This is a genomic window from Dactylosporangium sp. CA-052675 (assembly GCF_050947935.1).
Taxonomy (GTDB): domain Bacteria; phylum Actinomycetota; class Actinomycetes; order Mycobacteriales; family Micromonosporaceae; genus Dactylosporangium.
The window spans coordinates 6,936,191-6,951,935 of sequence record NZ_CP192010.1; the positions used below are offsets into that span (position 1 = coordinate 6,936,191).

Consider the following 15,745-nt stretch of genomic DNA (forward strand, 5'->3'; position numbering starts at 1 on the left):
ACGACCGGCTCAGCTCACGGAGCAGGTGGTGCCGTTGAGCGTGAACGCCGTGGGCTTGGCGTTCGCCGAGTTGTTCCAGTTCGCGAGGAACCCGAACTCCACCGACCCGCCGCCGGCGGCGATGGTCTTCGTGTAGTCGGCGTTGGTGACGGTCACGTTCGCCCCGGACTGCGTGTTCACGCCGCCCCAGATCTGCGTGATCGTCTGGCCGTTGGCGAAGGCCCACCGCAGCGTCCAGCCGTTGACGGCGGCGGACGAGTTGTTGGTGATCTTCACCGCGGCCTGGAAGCCGCCGCCCCACTGGCCCGTCACGCTGTACGCGACGTTGCACGCGCCGGCGGGGGCCGACGCGGAGGCCGACGCGGAGGCCGACGGGGACGTGGACGCCGAGCGCGACGGCGACGCGGAGGCCGACGCCGAGCGCGACGGGGAGGCCGACGCGGACGGCGAGCGGGAGCCGGAGGCCGACGGCGACGCCGAGTAGGACGGCTGCGGGCCGGTGCGGTCGCCGTAGATGATGCCGCGGCCGTTCGTGCCCAGGTACACGCGGCCGAAGATCCGCGGGTCGCCGGTGATCGCCTCGCCGATGTTGCCGTACTGGTGCTGGTCGTCGTTCACCCGCAGCCATGAGGCGCCGGCGTCGTCGGAGCGGAAGACGCCCTTCTTGCCGTCGACCTGGCCGACGATGAACACCGCCGGGTTGGTGCGGCCGGGCGCCGCCTTGCCGAAGCCGACCGCCTGGGCCGCCGTCGCCGTGGTGAGCTTCGTGAACGACGTGCCGCCGTTGGTCGAGCGCAGCAGCCCGCCGGTGTCCCCGGCCAGCCAGATCTCGCCGGTCGCGCCGGCCACGGCCTTGAACTTGGCGGTCGTGGGCAGGCCGGTCGCGGCGGTGGTGAAGCTGGCGCCGCCGTTGTGGCTGACGTAGAACGAGCCGCCGGCGTAGCCGTAGAACGTGTTCGGGTCGACCCGGTCGGACTCGACGATCGCGTTCTGCGGGATGCCGGTGGACTGGGTCCAGCTGTTGCCGTAGCCGACGGAGTACACCACGGCGCTGTTCTTCGGCGCCCACAGGAAGCGGGAGCCGTCGGCGTTCGCCGCGATGGTGCCGCCCTCGTCGATGCCGCCCGGCTCGGTGCCCTGGAACCAGTTCGCGCCGCCGTCGGTGGAGAACGCGGCGTGGCTGTCGTTGGGGCGGTCCGAGTCGGTGAAGTTGCCCGCGCGCACCAGGACGCTCGGGTTGAGCTCGGCGTAGTCGAGACTGGTGGTCGAGGTGAACGTCGGCTGCTTGAACATCGCCGCCGGCACCGCGTCGAGGTTGGTGTGGCGGAAGCCGCCGATGTCGCCGAGGGCCGAGATCAGCGGGGCGCCGGTCGGCGGGCTGATCAGGTCGAGCACGGCGGTCTCCTCCAGGCCCGGGGCCATCGGCTTGATGGTGATCTGGCCGCCGGTGTCCCAGGTGGTGAGGTCGGTGCTGCCGTAGATGGTGGCGCCGGTGCCGTACATGAAGCGGTTGGAGTTGAACGGGTCGATCTCGACGGACTCGTTCATCCAGCCGAGCTTCGGGGTGACCTCCGGCGGCTGGGGGTTGGTGCCGAAGTCGAGCCACGGCGACCGGGTGATGTCCATCTTGTACCGGAAGCTGCGGTTCGGGTAGCTCGTCCAGTCCCAGATCCGGGTCCAGGTCGCGCCGCCGTCGGTGCTGCGGAAGAAGATGGCGTCCGGCCACCACGACACCTGGGTCGCGACCATGATCGTGTTCGGGTGCTGGCGGTCGATCGTCAGGCCGCTGTAGCCGAAGTAGTCGTCGGTGCTGCTGGACGGGATCGGGCTGATCTGCGTCCAGGCGCCGGTGGCGGTGTTGTACTTCCACACGTCGCCCTTGGCCCCGTCGTACGGGCCGCCGGTGTCGGACGTGGAGATGTACAGGTAGCCGCCGGAGGCGTCCAGGACGCCCTTGTGCGCGATGTACCCGGTCGGCTGCCCGGCCAGGCGGGACCACGTGGTGCCGCCGTCGGTGCTGCGGTACACCGTGTTCTGCTTGTCAGCCACGCCGACGTAGATGGTCTGCGTGGTGCTGCCGGCCGAGCCGGTGCGCTTGTCGAACGTGACCCAGACGATGCCCTGGTTGTCGGTCAGGTAGCCGTTGGGGTCGCTCGGGTCCTGGGCGTAGTTGCCCGGGTTCGGGAACGTGGTGACCTTGGACCAGGTGACGCCGGAGTCGGTGCTGCGCCACAGGCCGTTGCCGCTGGGCGCGCCGAGGTACAGGATCGAGTTCTTGTTCGGGTCGATCGCGAGCCGCTCGCCCTGGCCGCGGCCCGGCATGTTGCCGCCGAGCTTGAACGGCAGCGGCGTGCTCTGCCAGGTGGCGCCCTTGTCGGACGAGCGCAGGACCGCGCCGTTGTTCGGGTCCCAGGAGTTGGTGTACATGCCGGCGGCCACGTACACCTTGTTCGGGTCGACGGCGTCGGTGGCCAGGCTCACGACGCCGTTGTAGCCCCAGTTGTCCTGCCCCACCCAGTCGAGCAGCGGGACCCAGCGGTTGGTGGAGGTGTCGAGCCGGTACGCCCCGCCGATGTCGGTGCGGGCGTAGACCAGGCCCTGTTGCGACTGGTTGAAGATGATGCCCGGCACGAAGCCGCCACCCTCGATCTGCACGTTCTTGAAGGTGTACGGGTCGGCGGCAGCGGCATCGGCGGGCCGCACGGCGGTCTGGACGGCGACGCCGATGGCCGCGACCGCCACGGCCGCCACGGCCGCGGCGCCGATCCGTTTCGGTCTGGCCCCGTTCAGTCTGATTCGCATGCGCGGATGGTGGGATCGGCCACTCTTGCGGGTCAACGCGCCCCAGGTCGGGGGCTGGTCAAGCGCTTCGACAGGATGAAACTCTCACGGGGTTGCTAGGTTGGCCGGGATGAGCAACCCGCGGCCGTTGATCGCGCTCGCCGTCGCGCTGACGGCCGGCGGTGTCCTGCTGGCGACCGTCCACCGGAGCCCGGAGGCGCCCCGGGCCACCCCGGCGCCGGCGCCGGCCCCGGTCGCCGAACCGGTGTCCGTCAGCGCCAAGCTCCCCGACGGGGCCGACTACACCCCGCTGTTCTACGCGAGCGCCGGGGTCTCCGCCGGGACGGCGCCGACGCCGGACGGGTCCGCGGACCGCCTGATGCTGCGCACCGGGGCCGGCGACCGCGAGCTGCACCGGCTGGCGAAGGGCCGCTACGCGCAGTTCCTCGGCTTCACCGCCGCCGACGGGCAGCTGTACTGGGCCGAGAGCTCCGCCCTGGCCGGCGGCGCCTACGAGACCCGGCTGTGGCGCGCCCCGCTCGACGGCCCGGCCGCGCCCGTGTCGCTGACCGCGGACATGGGGGCCGCGGTGTTCTTCGACTCGGAGTACGACCTCGTGATCGCCGACGGCCGCGTGCACTGGGTCGCCGCCCCGCCCGACGACGGGGCCCGCACCGAGCTGCGCAGCGTCGCCGTCACCGGGGGCCCGGTCACGACCACATCGTTCGCGGGCCGGTTCCGGCACACCACCTGGCCGTGGCTGCTCTCCGTCGACGACACCGCCCCGCTGACCCTGGCCGACCCGCGCACCGGCGAGCGGAAGGTGGTCACGAAGGCCGCCGCCGAGCAGGTGGTGTGCACGCCGGTCTGGTGCCGCTCGATGGTGACCGCGGCCGGCGACCGGTTCCTGTTCGACGCGCGCCACCCGGACGGCTCGGACCGCCGGCGCATTCCCGGCGACCTGACCGCGATCACGGTGGACAACGCGGTGGCGGGCCGCTACGAGATCTTCACCACCTACCGCGACGAGCGCAGCGCGCTGGTCGCGTACGACCTGCAGACCTCGGCGCTGCTGACCCTGACGGCGGACGCGGGCGTCTCGGCGACCCGGGCGGGCGTGGTCTGGTGGCAGGAGGGCGACGCCTGGAAGTCCGTCGACCTGCGCTAGGCCTCAGCGGGCCAGCAGCACCGCGGCCAGGGCGAGGGCGCCGGGCAGCGCCTGGACGAGCAGGATGCGCCGGCTCGCGGTCGCGGCCCCGTAGAGCCCGGCGACGATGACGCAGACGAGGAAGAACACCTGGAACGCGAGGCTGCCGGCGACGAGCCCGTAGACCAGCCCGGCGACGAGGAACCCGTTGTAGAGGCCCTGGTTCGCGGCGAGCGCCTTGCTGGCGACCGCGAACTGCTCGGTCGTGCCGAACGCCGCCCGGGTCCGCGGGGCCGTCCACAGGAACATCTCCAGCACCAGGAAGTACAGGTGCAGGAGGGCGACGATTCCGACGAGGACGTCGGCGGCGATCTTCACGTCAGCGAGGGTACCCGCACGACCAGCTTGCCGGTCTTGTGCCACCGGGCGAAGTGCGCGAGGGCCGAGGCGGCGTCGGCGAACGCGTACTCCCGGTCGATCCGGGCCCGCAGCCGCCCCGCGACCGCGTCGGCCGCGACCTCGGCCATGCCGCCGTGGCGGGCCTGCATGTCGAGCACGAGCCGCACGTCGACGCCGTCGAACGCGGGCGGCGGCGGAAACGTGATCGTGAGCAGCCGGCCGCCGGGCCGCACCGCCGCGGCGATCGGCGCGAGGCGGTCGCCGGGCACGACGAGGTTCAGCGCGAGATCGACGCCGGCCGGGTAGTCGTCGTACGCGATCACCTCGGCGGCGCCCAGCGAGCGCACGATCCCGGCGTCGCCGTCGCGGGCGGTGGCGACGACGTGCGCCCCGGCCGCGGCGAGCAGCGGCAGGACGGTGGTGCCCACGCCCCCGGTCGCCCCCACGACGAGCACCCGCTCCCCCGGCGTCAGCCCGGCCGAGGCCAGTAGCGCGCGGGCGGTGAGCCCGACGGTCGGCAGCGCGGCGGCCTGGGCCACGTCGAGGCCGGCCGGGCGGTGCGCGAGGAAGGGGGTCTCGGCCTCGAACACCGCGTACTGCGCCAGGGCGCCGGTGCTCAGCGACGAACTGCCCATGTGCCGCAGCGCCCGCGGGGTGGCGAAGCCGAAGATCTCCTCGCCGGGCGCCCACCGCCCGACGCCGGGGCCGAGCGCGTCGACGGTGCCGGCGAAGTCGTTGCCGGGGATGTGCGGGAAGGGCAGCTCGACGGTGCCGCGGAAGTCCCCGGCGGGCAGGCGCACGTCGGCCGGGTTGACGGACATCGCGGCGACGCGCACCCGGATCTGGCCGGGCCCCGGCTCGGGCACCGGCACCTCGGCGATCTCGTACTCCTCCGGCGGCCCGTAGCCGCGGGCGACGAGGGCGAGCATGCTCAAACGGACCATGCGGTCACCTTAGAGAAAACGGACCAGCCGGTCAACTTCGTGCGCGTAAGTTGGTCGCGTGACCCGCCCGATGCGCGCGGACGCCGCCCGCAACCGCCGCCTGCTGCTCGCGGCGGCCGCCGACGAGTTCGCCGAGCACGGGCTCGGCGCGTCGATCGCCGACATCGCCAAGCGCGCCGGGATCGGCAAGGGCACGGTGTTCCGGCACTTCGCGACGAAGGAGGACCTCGTCGCCGCGATCGTGCTCGACCGCATCGAGGCCCTGGTCGCGGCCGGGGAGCGGCTGGGGCGCGAGGGCGACGCGGGCGCGGCGCTGCTGGAGTTCATGACCATCGCGGCCGAGCAGCGCCAGCAGCGCGACCTGACGTTCCTGCACGCCGCGTTCGACGGCCACCCGCAGATGGCCCGGATGCACGCCCGGCTGCTGGCGGCGATCGACGCGCTCGTCGACCGGGCCCGGGCGCACGGCGCCGTGCGGCCCGACGTGACCGGCACGGACGTGTTCCTGCTCATGTGCGCGCCGAACCACGTCGCCGAGATGGTCCCGGACGCCCCGCCGGACCTGTGGCGCCGCTACCTGGCGATCATCTTCGACGGCCTGCGCCCCGAGGGCGCCCACCCCCTGCCGTGACCGGCCCGCACCGCGACGACCGGGAGCTGCTCGCCTGGCTGGACGACCGGCTCGCCGCGGCCGGGCGGCGCCGGACCGGCGACGTGACCGTCCCCCGTCTCGCGTGCCGCCGAGTCTCGACCACGCCGACCTGCACCCCGGCAACGTGTTCGCCGCGGACGGCCGCTGCTACGACTGGGGTGACAGCGTCCTGGGTCACCCGTTCGGCTCCATGCTCGTCGCGCTGCGCGGCGCCGGCGACCGGGCGCGGGACGCCTACCTCGAGGTCTTCACCGACCTGGCCCCGCGCGCCGAGCTGCGGCAGGATCTGCGCCACGCCCGGATCGCGGGCAACGTCATCCGGGCGCTGACCTGGCACCGGGCCCTGTCCGCCGGCCCCGGTCACGAGCCGGGCACAGCGCATGCCGAAGGGCCCGCGAGGCACCTCCGGCAGTTGCTGTCAGCGTCGGCGTGACAGTGCCCGTAGCCGGGTCACTCCTCCTCGGCGACCTGGGTGTCCTCGGAGTCGGCGTCGTGTTCGCGCGCGTGGCCGGTGAGCCCGTCGACGACCGCGTCCACGGGCTGGCCGATGTAGTCGAACGCCGGCACGGCGATCTCCTCGGCCTCGTCGCGGATGGTGTGCAGGTCGATCGCTTCGTCGACCCGCGGGACCCCATGACGATCTGTAGCAGCCATACCAACCCGATATCCCGCCCCGGCCGCGGCCAAACCTGTCACGGCGAAACGCCGAGCGCGGTCGCGTCCCAGGTGCCGTAGTACTGGTTCACGAACACGTTCGTCAGGCGCGGGTTGCGGTAGTTGAGCACCTGGTCGTACAGCAGCGGCAGCATCGAGGCGTTGTCCATCACCTCGGCGTCGACCTGCTGCCAGATCCCGGCCGCGCGGACCGGGTCGGCGACCGTGCGCGCGTTGTCGAGCTGCTCGTTGATGAGCGGGTCGTCGAGCTCGGCGTAGTTGTTGTTCCCGCTGGGCAGGATCTGCCGCCCGTCGATCAGCGTCGGGTAGAACCCGGAACCGGTCGGGAAGTCGGCGGACCAGGCCGACAGGATGATCCCGTAGCCCTTCGCGTGCACGTTGTCGGGGCTGCCGACGACGGACCGGGCGTACAGCGACGGGTCGGACGGGTCGATCCGCGCGGTGATCCCGACCTTCGCGAGCGCGGCCTGCACGGCCTCGGCCGTCTTCAGCGAGCGCGGGCTGCCGGTGGTGGCGATGACGGTCGAGAACCCGTCGGGCCGGCCGCACCGGGCGAGCTCGTCGCGGGCCTTGTCCGGCTGCGGCCGGCCCGACTTCGTCAGGTACGGGTCGAGTCCCTCGTCGTGGCCGGGAATGCCGGGCGGGAGCATGCCGCCCGCGATCTGCCCGCCGCCGCGCGCCGTCCGCACCGCGGCCTTGTCCACCGCGTACTGCACCGCCCGCCGGCAGTGCACGTCGCCGAACGGCGCCACCTTCGTGCTCAGCGCCGCGTACTGCACGAACCCCGTCGTCGGCTGGTCCGCGTGCGCCTTGAGCCCGGCGTCGAGCAGCACCTTGGCCTGGGTCGCCGCCTGCACGCCGCCCTGGCCCGCGTCGGCGTCGAGGTCGCCGTCGAACAGCTGCCGGTCGATCTCGGCCGGGTCGGTGCCGATGGTGAGCTCGATGCGGTCGGGCAGCGCCTTGCGCACCGGGTCGGTCGAGGCGTTCCAGGCGCCGTTGCGCACCCAGACGACCTTGCGCCCGGGGTCGATGCTGTCGAAGCGGTACGGGCCGGAGGCGACGGGCCGGTCGCCGTAGCGCTCGCCGGTGTCCTTCGCCTGCGGCACGGGCGCGGCGACGCCCATGGCGAGCAGGTACGGGAAGTCGGCGAACGGCTCGGCCAGGTGGAACACGATCGTGCGGTCGTCGGGCGTGCTCACCGAGCGCAGCCCGTCACGCTGCCGGTACGGCCCCGCGTAGTGCTGGCCCTGGTCCAGCCGGTCGATCAGGTACGTCGGGCCGCCGGACAGCACGTCCTGGGCGAAGAGGCGCTCGATGCCGTACTTGACGTCCTGGGCCCGGATCGGGGTGCCGTCCTCGAACGTCACGCCGTCGCGGAGGCGGAACGTGTAGGTCAGCCCGTCGCTGGACACGTCCGGCTGGTCGGCGGCCAGGTCGGGCACGAGCGCGGTGGTGCCGGGCTCGGCGGCCGGGGTGAGCAGCGTGCGGACGTAGAGCCGCTGGAGGTTGTAGACGGCGTTGATGTAGGAGCGGGTGGGGTCCCACGAGTCGACGTCGTTGGCGCTGGCCAGGCGCAGCGTGCCGCCGGGCGTGGTGCTCGGGTTGACCACGGCGGTGAGCCCCGCGTCGAACCCCTCCGCGGCCGTGCCCTCCGCGGTGTCGCCGGCGCGCCCGGCGCACCCGCCGAGGAGCAGGACGAGGGCACACAGACCGACACGCACCGTACGGTTCATATGACCCAGAGTAGTCATGGCTCCGGTCCGCCGTGGTCCGGACCGTCGCTCCCGTCAGACTCGAGGTCCGCGGTGGTCGCGCCGCCCGCGCCGGTGCGAGGGGTCGCGCACCCCGCGGCCGCCCGGCGCGCGAGACTGGACGCTCCGACGACTCCGGAGGTGCACCGTGTGGCGCGAGTTCGAGATCGGCGTGGAGGGCGGGGGGCCGTACGGCATCACCGCCGGCCCCGACGGCGCCCTCTGGTGCACCCTCGTGCACGCGGGCCGGCTCGCGCGCATCGCGCCCGACGGCGACGTGACGCTGTTCCCGCTGGACAACCCGGAGGCGGGCCCGTCGATCGTCGCGACCGGCCCCGACGGCGCGCTGTGGTTCACCCGCTTCCGGGACGGCCGGGTCGGCCGGATCACGCCCGACGGCGAGCAGTCCTCGATCGCCGTGCCGTCCCCCTTCGGCCTGGCGGTCGCCCCCGACGGCGCCCTGTGGACGAGCGAGCTCAACGCGGACCGGGTCTGGCGCGTCACCCCGGACGGCGGGACGACCCCGTTCGAGCTGGGCACCGAGGGCGCGATGCCGTCGATGCTCGCCGCCGCCCCGGACGGCACCGTGTGGTGCACCCTCAACCAGGGCGACGCGATCGCCCGCGTGACCCCCGACCCGGCGGTGTTCGCGCTGCCCACGCCGGGCGCCGCCCCGGTCGGCATCACGGTCGCCGGCGACGGGGCCGCCTGGTTCGCCGAGATCGGCGCCGGGCAGCTCGGCCGGATCACCGCCGGCGGCGCGATCGCCGAGTTCCCGCTGCCGGACCGCGCCGCCCGCCCGCACGCGATCGTCGCCGACCCGGCCGGCGGGTGCTGGTTCACCGAGTGGGCCGGCAACCGCCTCGGCCACGTCGACGCCGGCGGGACCGGCATCCGCGGCTACGACCTGCCCACCCCGGACTCGGAGCCGCACGGCCTGGCCGTCGCCCCCGGCGGCGCCGTGTGGGTCGCGCTGGAACGCGGCTCGGTCGCCCGGTTCACCCCCGCGCGATGACCTGCGTCGTCGGCTCCTCGCGGGGCAGCCGGACGGTGACCTGCTCCGCGAGCGGCAGGGCAGACCCGGCCCCGGCGTCGGGCCCGGCGCCGTCGTCGCCGGGCTCGGGCACCCACCGCGGCACGACCCGGTGGGCCGTGGCCAGGACGGCCGCGACGACGAGGCCCGCGGTGCCGGCGATGCCGAGCGCGCCGCCCGCGTAGGCGACGAACAGCCGCTGCCGGCTCAGGTCGTCGACCGCCTGGGTGATCACCCCGTCGGTCAGCCACAGCGCGAGCAGCGCGCCGAGCAGCAGCCCGGCCGAGACCAGGGCGAGGAAGACGGTGGTGTACCTGTTCGCCGCGCCGTAGCGCACCCCGCCGTGGCGCCGCTGGGCGACGAGGATGAACAGGCTCGCCGCCGCGGCCCACGCGCCCACCACGAGCAGGGCCGCCACCGCGTCGCTGGGCCGGTGCCAGCCCGCCGACAGGGTCGCCACGCCGACGAGGGCCGACACGACGGCCCCGCCGAGCGCGACGGCGCCGCGGGTGCTGGGCGGCACGACGAGCACCAGGGCGACGGCGACCGACGCGGCGACCGTCGTGTGGCCGCTGGGCAGGCTGTTGCCGGCCGCGACCCGGTCCACGTCGACGCCGAGGTGCGGGCGGTAGATGAGCGTCTTGAAGATCTGCGTGGTCGCGTTCGACCCGCCGATGAGCAGCACCGCGCCGACGCCCAGGGCCACCCGCCGGCGGGCCAGGGCGATGAAGCCGATCACGACCGTGGCCGCCGCGACCGACACGACGGAGATGGTGCTGAGCGTGTCGTGCACCAGCCCCGCCACGCGGTCGTGGCCGATGCTGTTGCCGGTGATGGCGACGTAGTCCAGAAGCTGGCCGTGTTCGCTGTGCACGAAAAATCGCCACACCGCCATGAAGCCGGCCACCTGCGCGACCGCCACGACCAGCAGCCACGCGGCGAGCCCGAGAGGCCACCCACGCATGGCCAGCAAGATAGCCCAATCGCGCCGATTGCGCTCATCGCGATATCTCTTGTGGCGGCAGTACACCTCGCGATCACCTGAACGGCATGCGCTCCTCCCCCTACTGGCCCGTCGTGACCCACCCGGTGCTGCGGCGCGTCCTGCCCGGGATCGCCGTCTCCGCCCTCGGCGACGGCATGTCCCTGGTCGCCGTGAGCTGGCTGGCGCTGCAGCTCGCCCCGCAACCGGCGCGCGGCGCCTGGGTCGCGGCCGCGGTGGCGGCGTACTCGCTGCCGAGCGCCCTCGGCGGCGCGGTCCTGGGGCGGTATCTCCGGCACCGCCCCGGCGCCCAGCTCGCGGGCCGGAACGCGATCCTGCGCGCGAGCGCCCTGGCCGCGATCGTCCTCGTCCACGCGACCGGCGCGCTGACGCCGGGGCTCTACGTCGCCCTGCTCGGGGTGTCGTCGCTGCTCGCGGCGTGGGGGTCGGCGGGGCGGTACACCCTCATCGCGCAAAGCGTCCCGCAGGAGCACCACCTGGCCGCGAACAGCGTGATGGGGACGCTCTCGGAGGCGGCCGCGCTCGCCGGTCCGCCGCTGGCCGGCCTGCTCATCGGCTGGACGGGCGCGGCCGTGGTCCTGGCGATCGACGCGGCGAGCTTCGCGGTGCTGGCCCTGACCTACCGCCTGGCCGTGCCGAAGCCCGCTGACGCCCCGCCCGCCGGCCCCGCCCGGGTGCGCCTCGGCCGCGACCAGGCCGGCCTGCTCCTGGTGACGTTCGCGTTCTTCCTGGTCTTCGGCCCGTTCTACGTCGCGCTGCCGCTGCACGTGGCCGACGACCTGCACGCCTCCGCGACCCTGCTCGGCGTCTTCTACACCGTCTTCGGCGTCGGCGCGGTCGTGGGCGGCCTGGCCACGCCGTACGTGCGCCGCCTGCCGCCCTGGCCGGTGATCGTCGCGTTCGGCCTGGCGGTGCTCCCGCTCGGCCTGGGCGCGCCGCCGGCCGTGAGCCTGCCGGCGTTCGCGGTCGCCGGGCTGTGCTGGGCGCCGTACATGCCGGTGATGATGGCCCTGTTCCAGCGCACCACCCCGCCGGAGCGCCTGCCGCAGCTGCTGGCCGCGTTCGGCTCGATCACCGTGATCGCCGTGCCGCTCGGCACGGCGGCCGGCGGCCCGCTGGTGACCGCGGTCGGCGCGGAGCGCACCCTGCTGGTGAGCGCGCTGGCGACGCTCGCCCTCGGCCTGGTCACGGCGGCGGTCTCAGGCGGCCGGCTCGGGCTCCGCCAGCGACGCGTTCGTCCAGCTCAGAGCCGCGAGGAGTTCCGCGTGTAGGTCGCCGCCGGCGGGCTCGCAGGACCGGAGCACGGACTCGCCGCGCTGGTAGGCGCGCACGTCGCGCAGCACGTCGCCGAGGTCGCCATGGCCGTGCACGACCGCCTCGGCGACCTCCTCGGTCAGCGGCAGCTGCTCGGTCAGGACGCCGACCGGGCCGCCCATCAGGTCGCCGATCGCCGAGAGCAGGCCGACCGTGAACGCCGTCGGGCCCGGCCCGGCGCCGCGGCGCTCGGCCACCGTCTGGCACATGCGCGCCCGCACCACGGCGTCGGTGAGCCGGGACTCGTCGCCGTCGGCGAGGTCGGCGACCATCATGAGCGTGGCCCACTGGCGCACCTGCGGGATGCCGAGCAGCACGACCGCCTGGAAGATCGACGAGACGGGCTGCTTGAGGCCGTTGGCGGCGGCGTTCACCCCGCGCAGGATGCGCACGGCCAGCGCCGGGTCGCGCTCGATGGTGGCCACGGCCCGGTCCAGGTCGACGTCCTCGGCCGCGAGCTCGGTCAGCAGCCGGACCCGGGCCAGCCGCGTCGGGTTCAGCGCCTGGGTGGTGACCAGGTGCGGGCGGGACAGGGCGTGGCCCTGGTACAGCTGGAAGTCGTGCCGGATCGCCAGCTCCAGCAGCTCGGGCGTCTCGATCCGCTGGGCGATGAGCCGGATGCGCGGGATGCGCCGGCACGCCTCGACGATCCGGGCGATCGCGTGCCGGTCCCCGGCGAGCATGTCGACCTTCACGTAGTGCACGTGGGGCAGCAGCCGGGCGGTGTCCGGGTCGCCGGTGTAGCCGTCGATCGCCAGCCGGTGGCCCTGCTCGGTCAGCGCGGCCGCGGCCGCCACCAGCTCGTCGTCGACCTCGATGCCGGCCAGCAGCTCGAGCCCGACGCGGCCGGGCGGGAACGGCAGCGGCAGGTCGCCGACCAGGAACTCCCGGGTGAGGTTGATGAAGCACGGCCGGTCCCCGACGAGCTCCTCGATGCCGAACGCGGTGAACGCCTCGACGATGACCCGGCTCGTCGCGGCGCTGTCGCGCGCGGTGGCCTCGTGGGCGTGCGGGCCGTCGCGGAACAGCAGTTCGTAGGCGGCGACGCGGCCCTGGGCGTCGTAGAGCGCCTGACGGCCGATGTGCACGGGCCTGGTGTGACCGATATTGCTGTCCACACCAGCACTATCGGTCACACCGGGCCCAATTCAAGCCGGGCGGGCCCGCGGGGCGATGATCTGCCCGGTGTAGGCGACGGCGTCGAGGTAGGCCCGCGCGGTGTCCTCCACCGGCAGCGGCGCGGCCAGCAGCATCGGCAGGTCGGAGGCCTCGTAGGCGGCGACGAGGGAGAGCAGCTCGCCGAGCGGGCCGGTGCCGCCGACGAGCGCCTCGGTCACCTCGTGACTGAGCGACAGGCGCAGCGCGAGGTCGGCGGCGGGCTGGCCGAGCAGCTCGGCGACGGCGGAGACGAGCCCGGCGGTGAACGCGGCCTCGGGCGGCAGATCCATCCGCCCGGCGATGTTCTGGCACATGCGGGCGCGGGTGATCGCGGCCGAGAGCTGGTGGGTGCCGGGGTCGTCCGGGCCCTCGAGGTCGCTGACGAGCATGAGGGTGGCCCAGTCCCGCAGCCGGTCGACGCCGAGCAGCAGGACCGCCTCGTGGACCGAGGACACCTTGACCGGCAGGCCGAGCGAGTCGGCGTTCGCGGCCGCCATCAGCCGCAGGCTCAGGGCCGGGTCGCTGGTGACGAGGCCGACCACGCGGGCGAGCGGGATGCTGGGGCCGACGAGCAGGCTCAGCAGCTCGACCCGGGCCAGCCGCGACGGCGACAGGGCGGCGGCGCTCACGACCTGCGGGCGGCCCAGGACGTACCCCTGGAAGTAGTCGAAGCCGAGCGCCCGGGCGAGGTCGAGCTGTTCGGCGGTCTCGAGCCGCTCGGCGACGAGCTTCACGCCGGCGTACCTGCGGCACCGCCGCACCGTCGCGGCCAGATCCTCCGCGGGGGTCTCGAGCACGTCGATCTTCACGTAGGCGGCGAGCTCGAGCAGCGGTTCGTGGCCGAGGCCGAAGACGTAGTCGTCCAGCGCGACGCGGTACCCCTGCCGGACCAGCCCGGCGACGGCGGTCACGACCTCGTCGTCGATCTCGACGGTCTCCAGGATCTCGAGGACCACCTGCTCGGCGTCGAACGGCAGCGGCAGGTCCCCGACCAGGAACTCCCGGGTCAGGTTCACGAAGCACAGCCCGCGCCCGCACAGCGGCTCGATGCCGATCTCGGTGAACGCGGTGATGAGCACCCGGCTCGTGGCGTAGGCGCCGCGCTCGTCGGCGTCGACCGCGCCCGCGTCGCCCCGGAAGAGCAGCTCGTACCCGTGCACGTCGCCGTCCCGGGAGAAGATCGGCTGGCGGCCCACGTGCACGGCGCCGGAAGGGGGGAACATACCGCACTCATCGACCCGCCCGGCCGGGATCTGCGGATTTCCGCCGGAGCGTTACGCGGCCCGTGACGCGGCTTCAGCCAGGGCGTGAATCCGCCATCCCGGGTCGGGGAAACCGGACGCGTCGGCCACGTGGGCGCTCGCGGTGTTCGCGGGGTCGTGCAGGTAGATCGGCACCGCCCCGGCGTCCACGATCCGCCGGGCCGCCCGGGTCACGAGCCGCCGGGCCAGTCCCCGGCCGCGGGCGCGCTCCTCGGTGCCGACGGAGATCTCGACACCGGTCGGGTCGTGCGGCTTGAGCCCGACGCCGGCCAGGTACTCCCCCGTGCCCGCCTCCCGCGCGATGAGCACCTGGCCGGGGAAGGGCCGCAGCCAGTCGGGGATGCCCGGGCCGTCCGACGGCTCCCACTCCCCCGCCGGCTCCATCGCCACCGGCGCCTCGCTCCAGCGGAACACGCCGGTGAAGCAGTGCTGCTCGGGCCGCCCGACAAGGGCCGGGAGGTGCTCGCCGAGGGCCGCCTCGAGGTCCCGCGGGGCGGTGGCGGCGACGAGCGCGGCGACGGCGTCGCGGCGCGACGGCGGGACGGACAGCACGCCGTTGCCGCCCGCGTCGGTCACGCCCAGGGCCCGCTGCTCCCCGCCGTCCCAGCGGGGCTTCTCCCGCAGGGGGCTGCCGACGACGAGCAGGCCGCCGGGGGACGGCCAGCTTCCGAGCCACGCGCGCAGGAACCGATCGAGCACGGTGAAGATCCTACGGCTGGGAGCGGAACTGCGCGCTCATGACGTCGGCGACCCGCCTGGTCCAGTCCGCGGGGCCGTCGATCGTCCAGTTCTCGCCCAGGGCCATGAACAGCGGTCCACGGCCGGCCCGGCCGGACTGGCCGGCCTCGGCGGACCACTCGGCCTCGACGTCGCCGTGCCCGGCGTAGACCCCGACGTCGACCGGGCCGCCGGCGGCCGTGCAGCGGCCCCGCCCGACGGCTTTGGCGGGCACGTCGGCGTCGACGCCGACGGCCTCGTAGCCGGAGCAGGGCAGCCCCCGCCGGTCCAGGTAGTCGACGAGGGCCTGCGGCGAGGTGAACGTCTGCGGCGCCGAGTCGGCCGCGGGGGCGTGCCCCCGGTCGATGCGCCCGATCAGCACGACAAGCACGGCCCCGACGACGAGCACCCCGGCGGCGAGCGTGGCGATCATCGCCGTCGGCGGGCGGTGCTCGGGGTGCGGCCGCGGCGGGGGCGGCGGCAGCGGCTGGGTGGCGTCGCCGGCCTCGCCGTCGCGGGCCTCGGCCGCGGCGGCGACCCTGGCCGCCGGCGGCAGCGGCTGGGTGGCGCGCGCCGCGGCGGCCTCCGCCTCGCGGGCGGCGGCCTCGGCCGCGGCGGCGACCTCGGCCGGCGGCGGCAGCGGCTGGGTGGCGCGCGCCGCGGCGGCCTCCGCCTCGCGGGCGGCGGCCTGGGCCGCGGCGACCTCGGTGGCCCGCGCGGCCCGGGCGGCCGCGGCGGCGAGCTCGGCCGGGGACGGCAGCGGCTGGGTCGCGGCCGAGCCGAGCTCCGGGCCGGGTCCGACGGCGGCGGCGGCCGGTGGTTTCGCGTGGTCGAGGGGCTGGTGTGGCTGCTCGGTCACGCGAGAAAAGCTACCTCGCCCGGTGCGCGGACTCAGCACGCCGAACGGGC

At 74.6% G+C, this 15,745-nt stretch carries 14 protein-coding genes and 1 pseudogene; 5 read left to right on the forward strand and 10 right to left on the reverse strand.

Going from position 1 to position 15,745, the window contains the following annotated elements; genetic code table 11:
• Window positions 1-9: 9 nt before the first annotated feature.
• A complete protein-coding gene (locus ACQP1P_RS30930) occupies window positions 10-2,802 on the reverse strand; it encodes a cellulose binding domain-containing protein (RefSeq protein WP_433076143.1) in 2,793 nt (930 codons plus the stop codon).
• A gap of 109 nt (window positions 2,803-2,911) precedes the next feature.
• On the opposite strand from ACQP1P_RS30930, the gene ACQP1P_RS30935 reads away from it, so the two are divergent.
• On the forward strand, window positions 2,912-3,949 hold the full coding sequence (locus ACQP1P_RS30935; RefSeq protein ID WP_433076144.1) for a hypothetical protein: 1,038 nt from the start codon (window positions 2,912-2,914) through the stop codon (window positions 3,947-3,949).
• Window positions 3,950-3,952: 3 nt separating this feature from the next.
• Here ACQP1P_RS30935 and ACQP1P_RS30940 read toward each other — a convergent pair whose 3' ends face one another.
• Both ACQP1P_RS30940 and ACQP1P_RS30945 read right to left on the reverse strand, forming a co-directional pair.
• Entirely contained in the window at window positions 3,953-4,306 is a 354-nt protein-coding gene (locus tag ACQP1P_RS30940) for a DUF1304 domain-containing protein (RefSeq protein ID WP_433076145.1), read from the reverse strand.
• Complete coding sequence (locus ACQP1P_RS30945) at window positions 4,303-5,271, reverse strand: NADP-dependent oxidoreductase (RefSeq protein ID WP_433076147.1); 969 nt, start codon at window positions 5,269-5,271, stop codon at window positions 4,303-4,305. The genes ACQP1P_RS30940 and ACQP1P_RS30945 overlap by 4 nt, the downstream gene beginning before the upstream one ends.
• Window positions 5,272-5,329: 58 nt before the next feature.
• On the opposite strand from ACQP1P_RS30945, the gene ACQP1P_RS30950 reads away from it, so the two are divergent.
• The gene (locus tag ACQP1P_RS30950) at window positions 5,330-5,902 is read left to right on the forward strand and encodes a TetR/AcrR family transcriptional regulator (RefSeq protein ID WP_433076149.1); all 573 of its coding nucleotides are present in this window, start codon (window positions 5,330-5,332) and stop codon (window positions 5,900-5,902) included.
• Window positions 5,892-6,356, forward strand: a pseudogene (locus tag ACQP1P_RS30955) (phosphotransferase); the annotation flags it as partial. The gene ACQP1P_RS30950 and the pseudogene ACQP1P_RS30955, both read left to right, overlap by 11 nt.
• A 17-nt stretch (window positions 6,357-6,373) precedes the next feature.
• On the opposite strand, the gene ACQP1P_RS30960 reads toward ACQP1P_RS30955, so the two are convergent.
• On the reverse strand, window positions 6,374-6,577 hold the full coding sequence (locus ACQP1P_RS30960) for a hypothetical protein (RefSeq protein ID WP_433076151.1): 204 nt from the start codon (window positions 6,575-6,577) through the stop codon (window positions 6,374-6,376).
• A 38-nt stretch (window positions 6,578-6,615) separates the two neighbouring features.
• Window positions 6,616-8,319: an ABC transporter substrate-binding protein gene (locus ACQP1P_RS30965; RefSeq protein WP_433076153.1), complete on the reverse strand. Its 1,704-nt coding sequence runs from the start codon at window positions 8,317-8,319 to the stop codon at window positions 6,616-6,618.
• Between the two features lie 178 nt (window positions 8,320-8,497).
• Between ACQP1P_RS30965 and ACQP1P_RS30970 the strand changes: the two genes are divergently transcribed.
• A complete protein-coding gene (locus ACQP1P_RS30970; RefSeq protein WP_433076155.1) occupies window positions 8,498-9,364 on the forward strand; it encodes a Vgb family protein in 867 nt (288 codons plus the stop codon).
• Here ACQP1P_RS30970 and ACQP1P_RS30975 read toward each other — a convergent pair.
• A complete protein-coding gene (locus ACQP1P_RS30975) occupies window positions 9,348-10,346 on the reverse strand; it encodes a phosphatase PAP2 family protein (protein ID WP_433076156.1) in 999 nt (332 codons plus the stop codon). The two genes, ACQP1P_RS30970 and ACQP1P_RS30975, sit on opposite strands and share 17 nt — an antisense overlap.
• 86 nt (window positions 10,347-10,432) lie before the next feature.
• Here ACQP1P_RS30975 and ACQP1P_RS30980 point away from each other — a divergent pair, with 86 nt between their 5' ends.
• On the forward strand, window positions 10,433-11,656 hold the full coding sequence (locus ACQP1P_RS30980) for an MFS transporter (RefSeq protein ID WP_433076158.1): 1,224 nt from the start codon (window positions 10,433-10,435) through the stop codon (window positions 11,654-11,656).
• Here the strand turns inward: ACQP1P_RS30980 and ACQP1P_RS30985 are convergent.
• The 4 genes from ACQP1P_RS30985 to ACQP1P_RS31000 are packed head-to-tail and all read right to left on the reverse strand — an operon-like array spanning window position 11,585 to window position 15,695.
• On the reverse strand, window positions 11,585-12,817 hold the full coding sequence (locus ACQP1P_RS30985) for an EAL and HDOD domain-containing protein (RefSeq protein ID WP_433076160.1): 1,233 nt from the start codon (window positions 12,815-12,817) through the stop codon (window positions 11,585-11,587). The genes ACQP1P_RS30980 and ACQP1P_RS30985 overlap by 72 nt on opposite strands.
• Window positions 12,818-12,847: 30 nt before the next feature.
• Window positions 12,848-14,080, reverse strand: coding sequence for an EAL and HDOD domain-containing protein (locus tag ACQP1P_RS30990; protein WP_433076162.1), 1,233 nt, complete (start codon window positions 14,078-14,080; stop codon window positions 12,848-12,850).
• A 51-nt stretch (window positions 14,081-14,131) separates the two neighbouring features.
• On the reverse strand, window positions 14,132-14,818 hold the full coding sequence (locus ACQP1P_RS30995; RefSeq protein WP_433076164.1) for a GNAT family N-acetyltransferase: 687 nt from the start codon (window positions 14,816-14,818) through the stop codon (window positions 14,132-14,134).
• 10 nt (window positions 14,819-14,828) lie between these two features.
• Window positions 14,829-15,695 carry a hypothetical protein gene (locus ACQP1P_RS31000; RefSeq protein ID WP_433076166.1) on the reverse strand — a complete coding sequence of 289 codons (867 nt, stop codon included), beginning with the start codon at window positions 15,693-15,695 and terminating at the stop codon, window positions 14,829-14,831.
• Window positions 15,696-15,745 lie beyond the last annotated feature (50 nt).

Bases quoted from the DNA above. Each gene is read 5' to 3' on its own strand.
- ACQP1P_RS30990 (WP_433076162.1), bottom strand. From the start codon at position 14,080: ATGTTCCCCCCTTCCGGCGCCGTGCACGTGGGCCGCCAGCCGATCTTC.
- ACQP1P_RS30935 (WP_433076144.1), top strand. From the start codon at position 2,912: ATGAGCAACCCGCGGCCGTTGATCGCGCTCGCCGTCGCGCTGACGGCC.
- ACQP1P_RS30980 (WP_433076158.1), top strand. From the start codon at position 10,433: ATGCGCTCCTCCCCCTACTGGCCCGTCGTGACCCACCCGGTGCTGCGG.
- ACQP1P_RS30930 (WP_433076143.1), bottom strand. From the start codon at position 2,802: ATGCGAATCAGACTGAACGGGGCCAGACCGAAACGGATCGGCGCCGCG.
- ACQP1P_RS30960 (WP_433076151.1), bottom strand. From the start codon at position 6,577: ATGGCTGCTACAGATCGTCATGGGGTCCCGCGGGTCGACGAAGCGATC.
- ACQP1P_RS30975 (WP_433076156.1), bottom strand. From the start codon at position 10,346: ATGCGTGGGTGGCCTCTCGGGCTCGCCGCGTGGCTGCTGGTCGTGGCG.
- ACQP1P_RS30945 (WP_433076147.1), bottom strand. From the start codon at position 5,271: ATGGTCCGTTTGAGCATGCTCGCCCTCGTCGCCCGCGGCTACGGGCCG.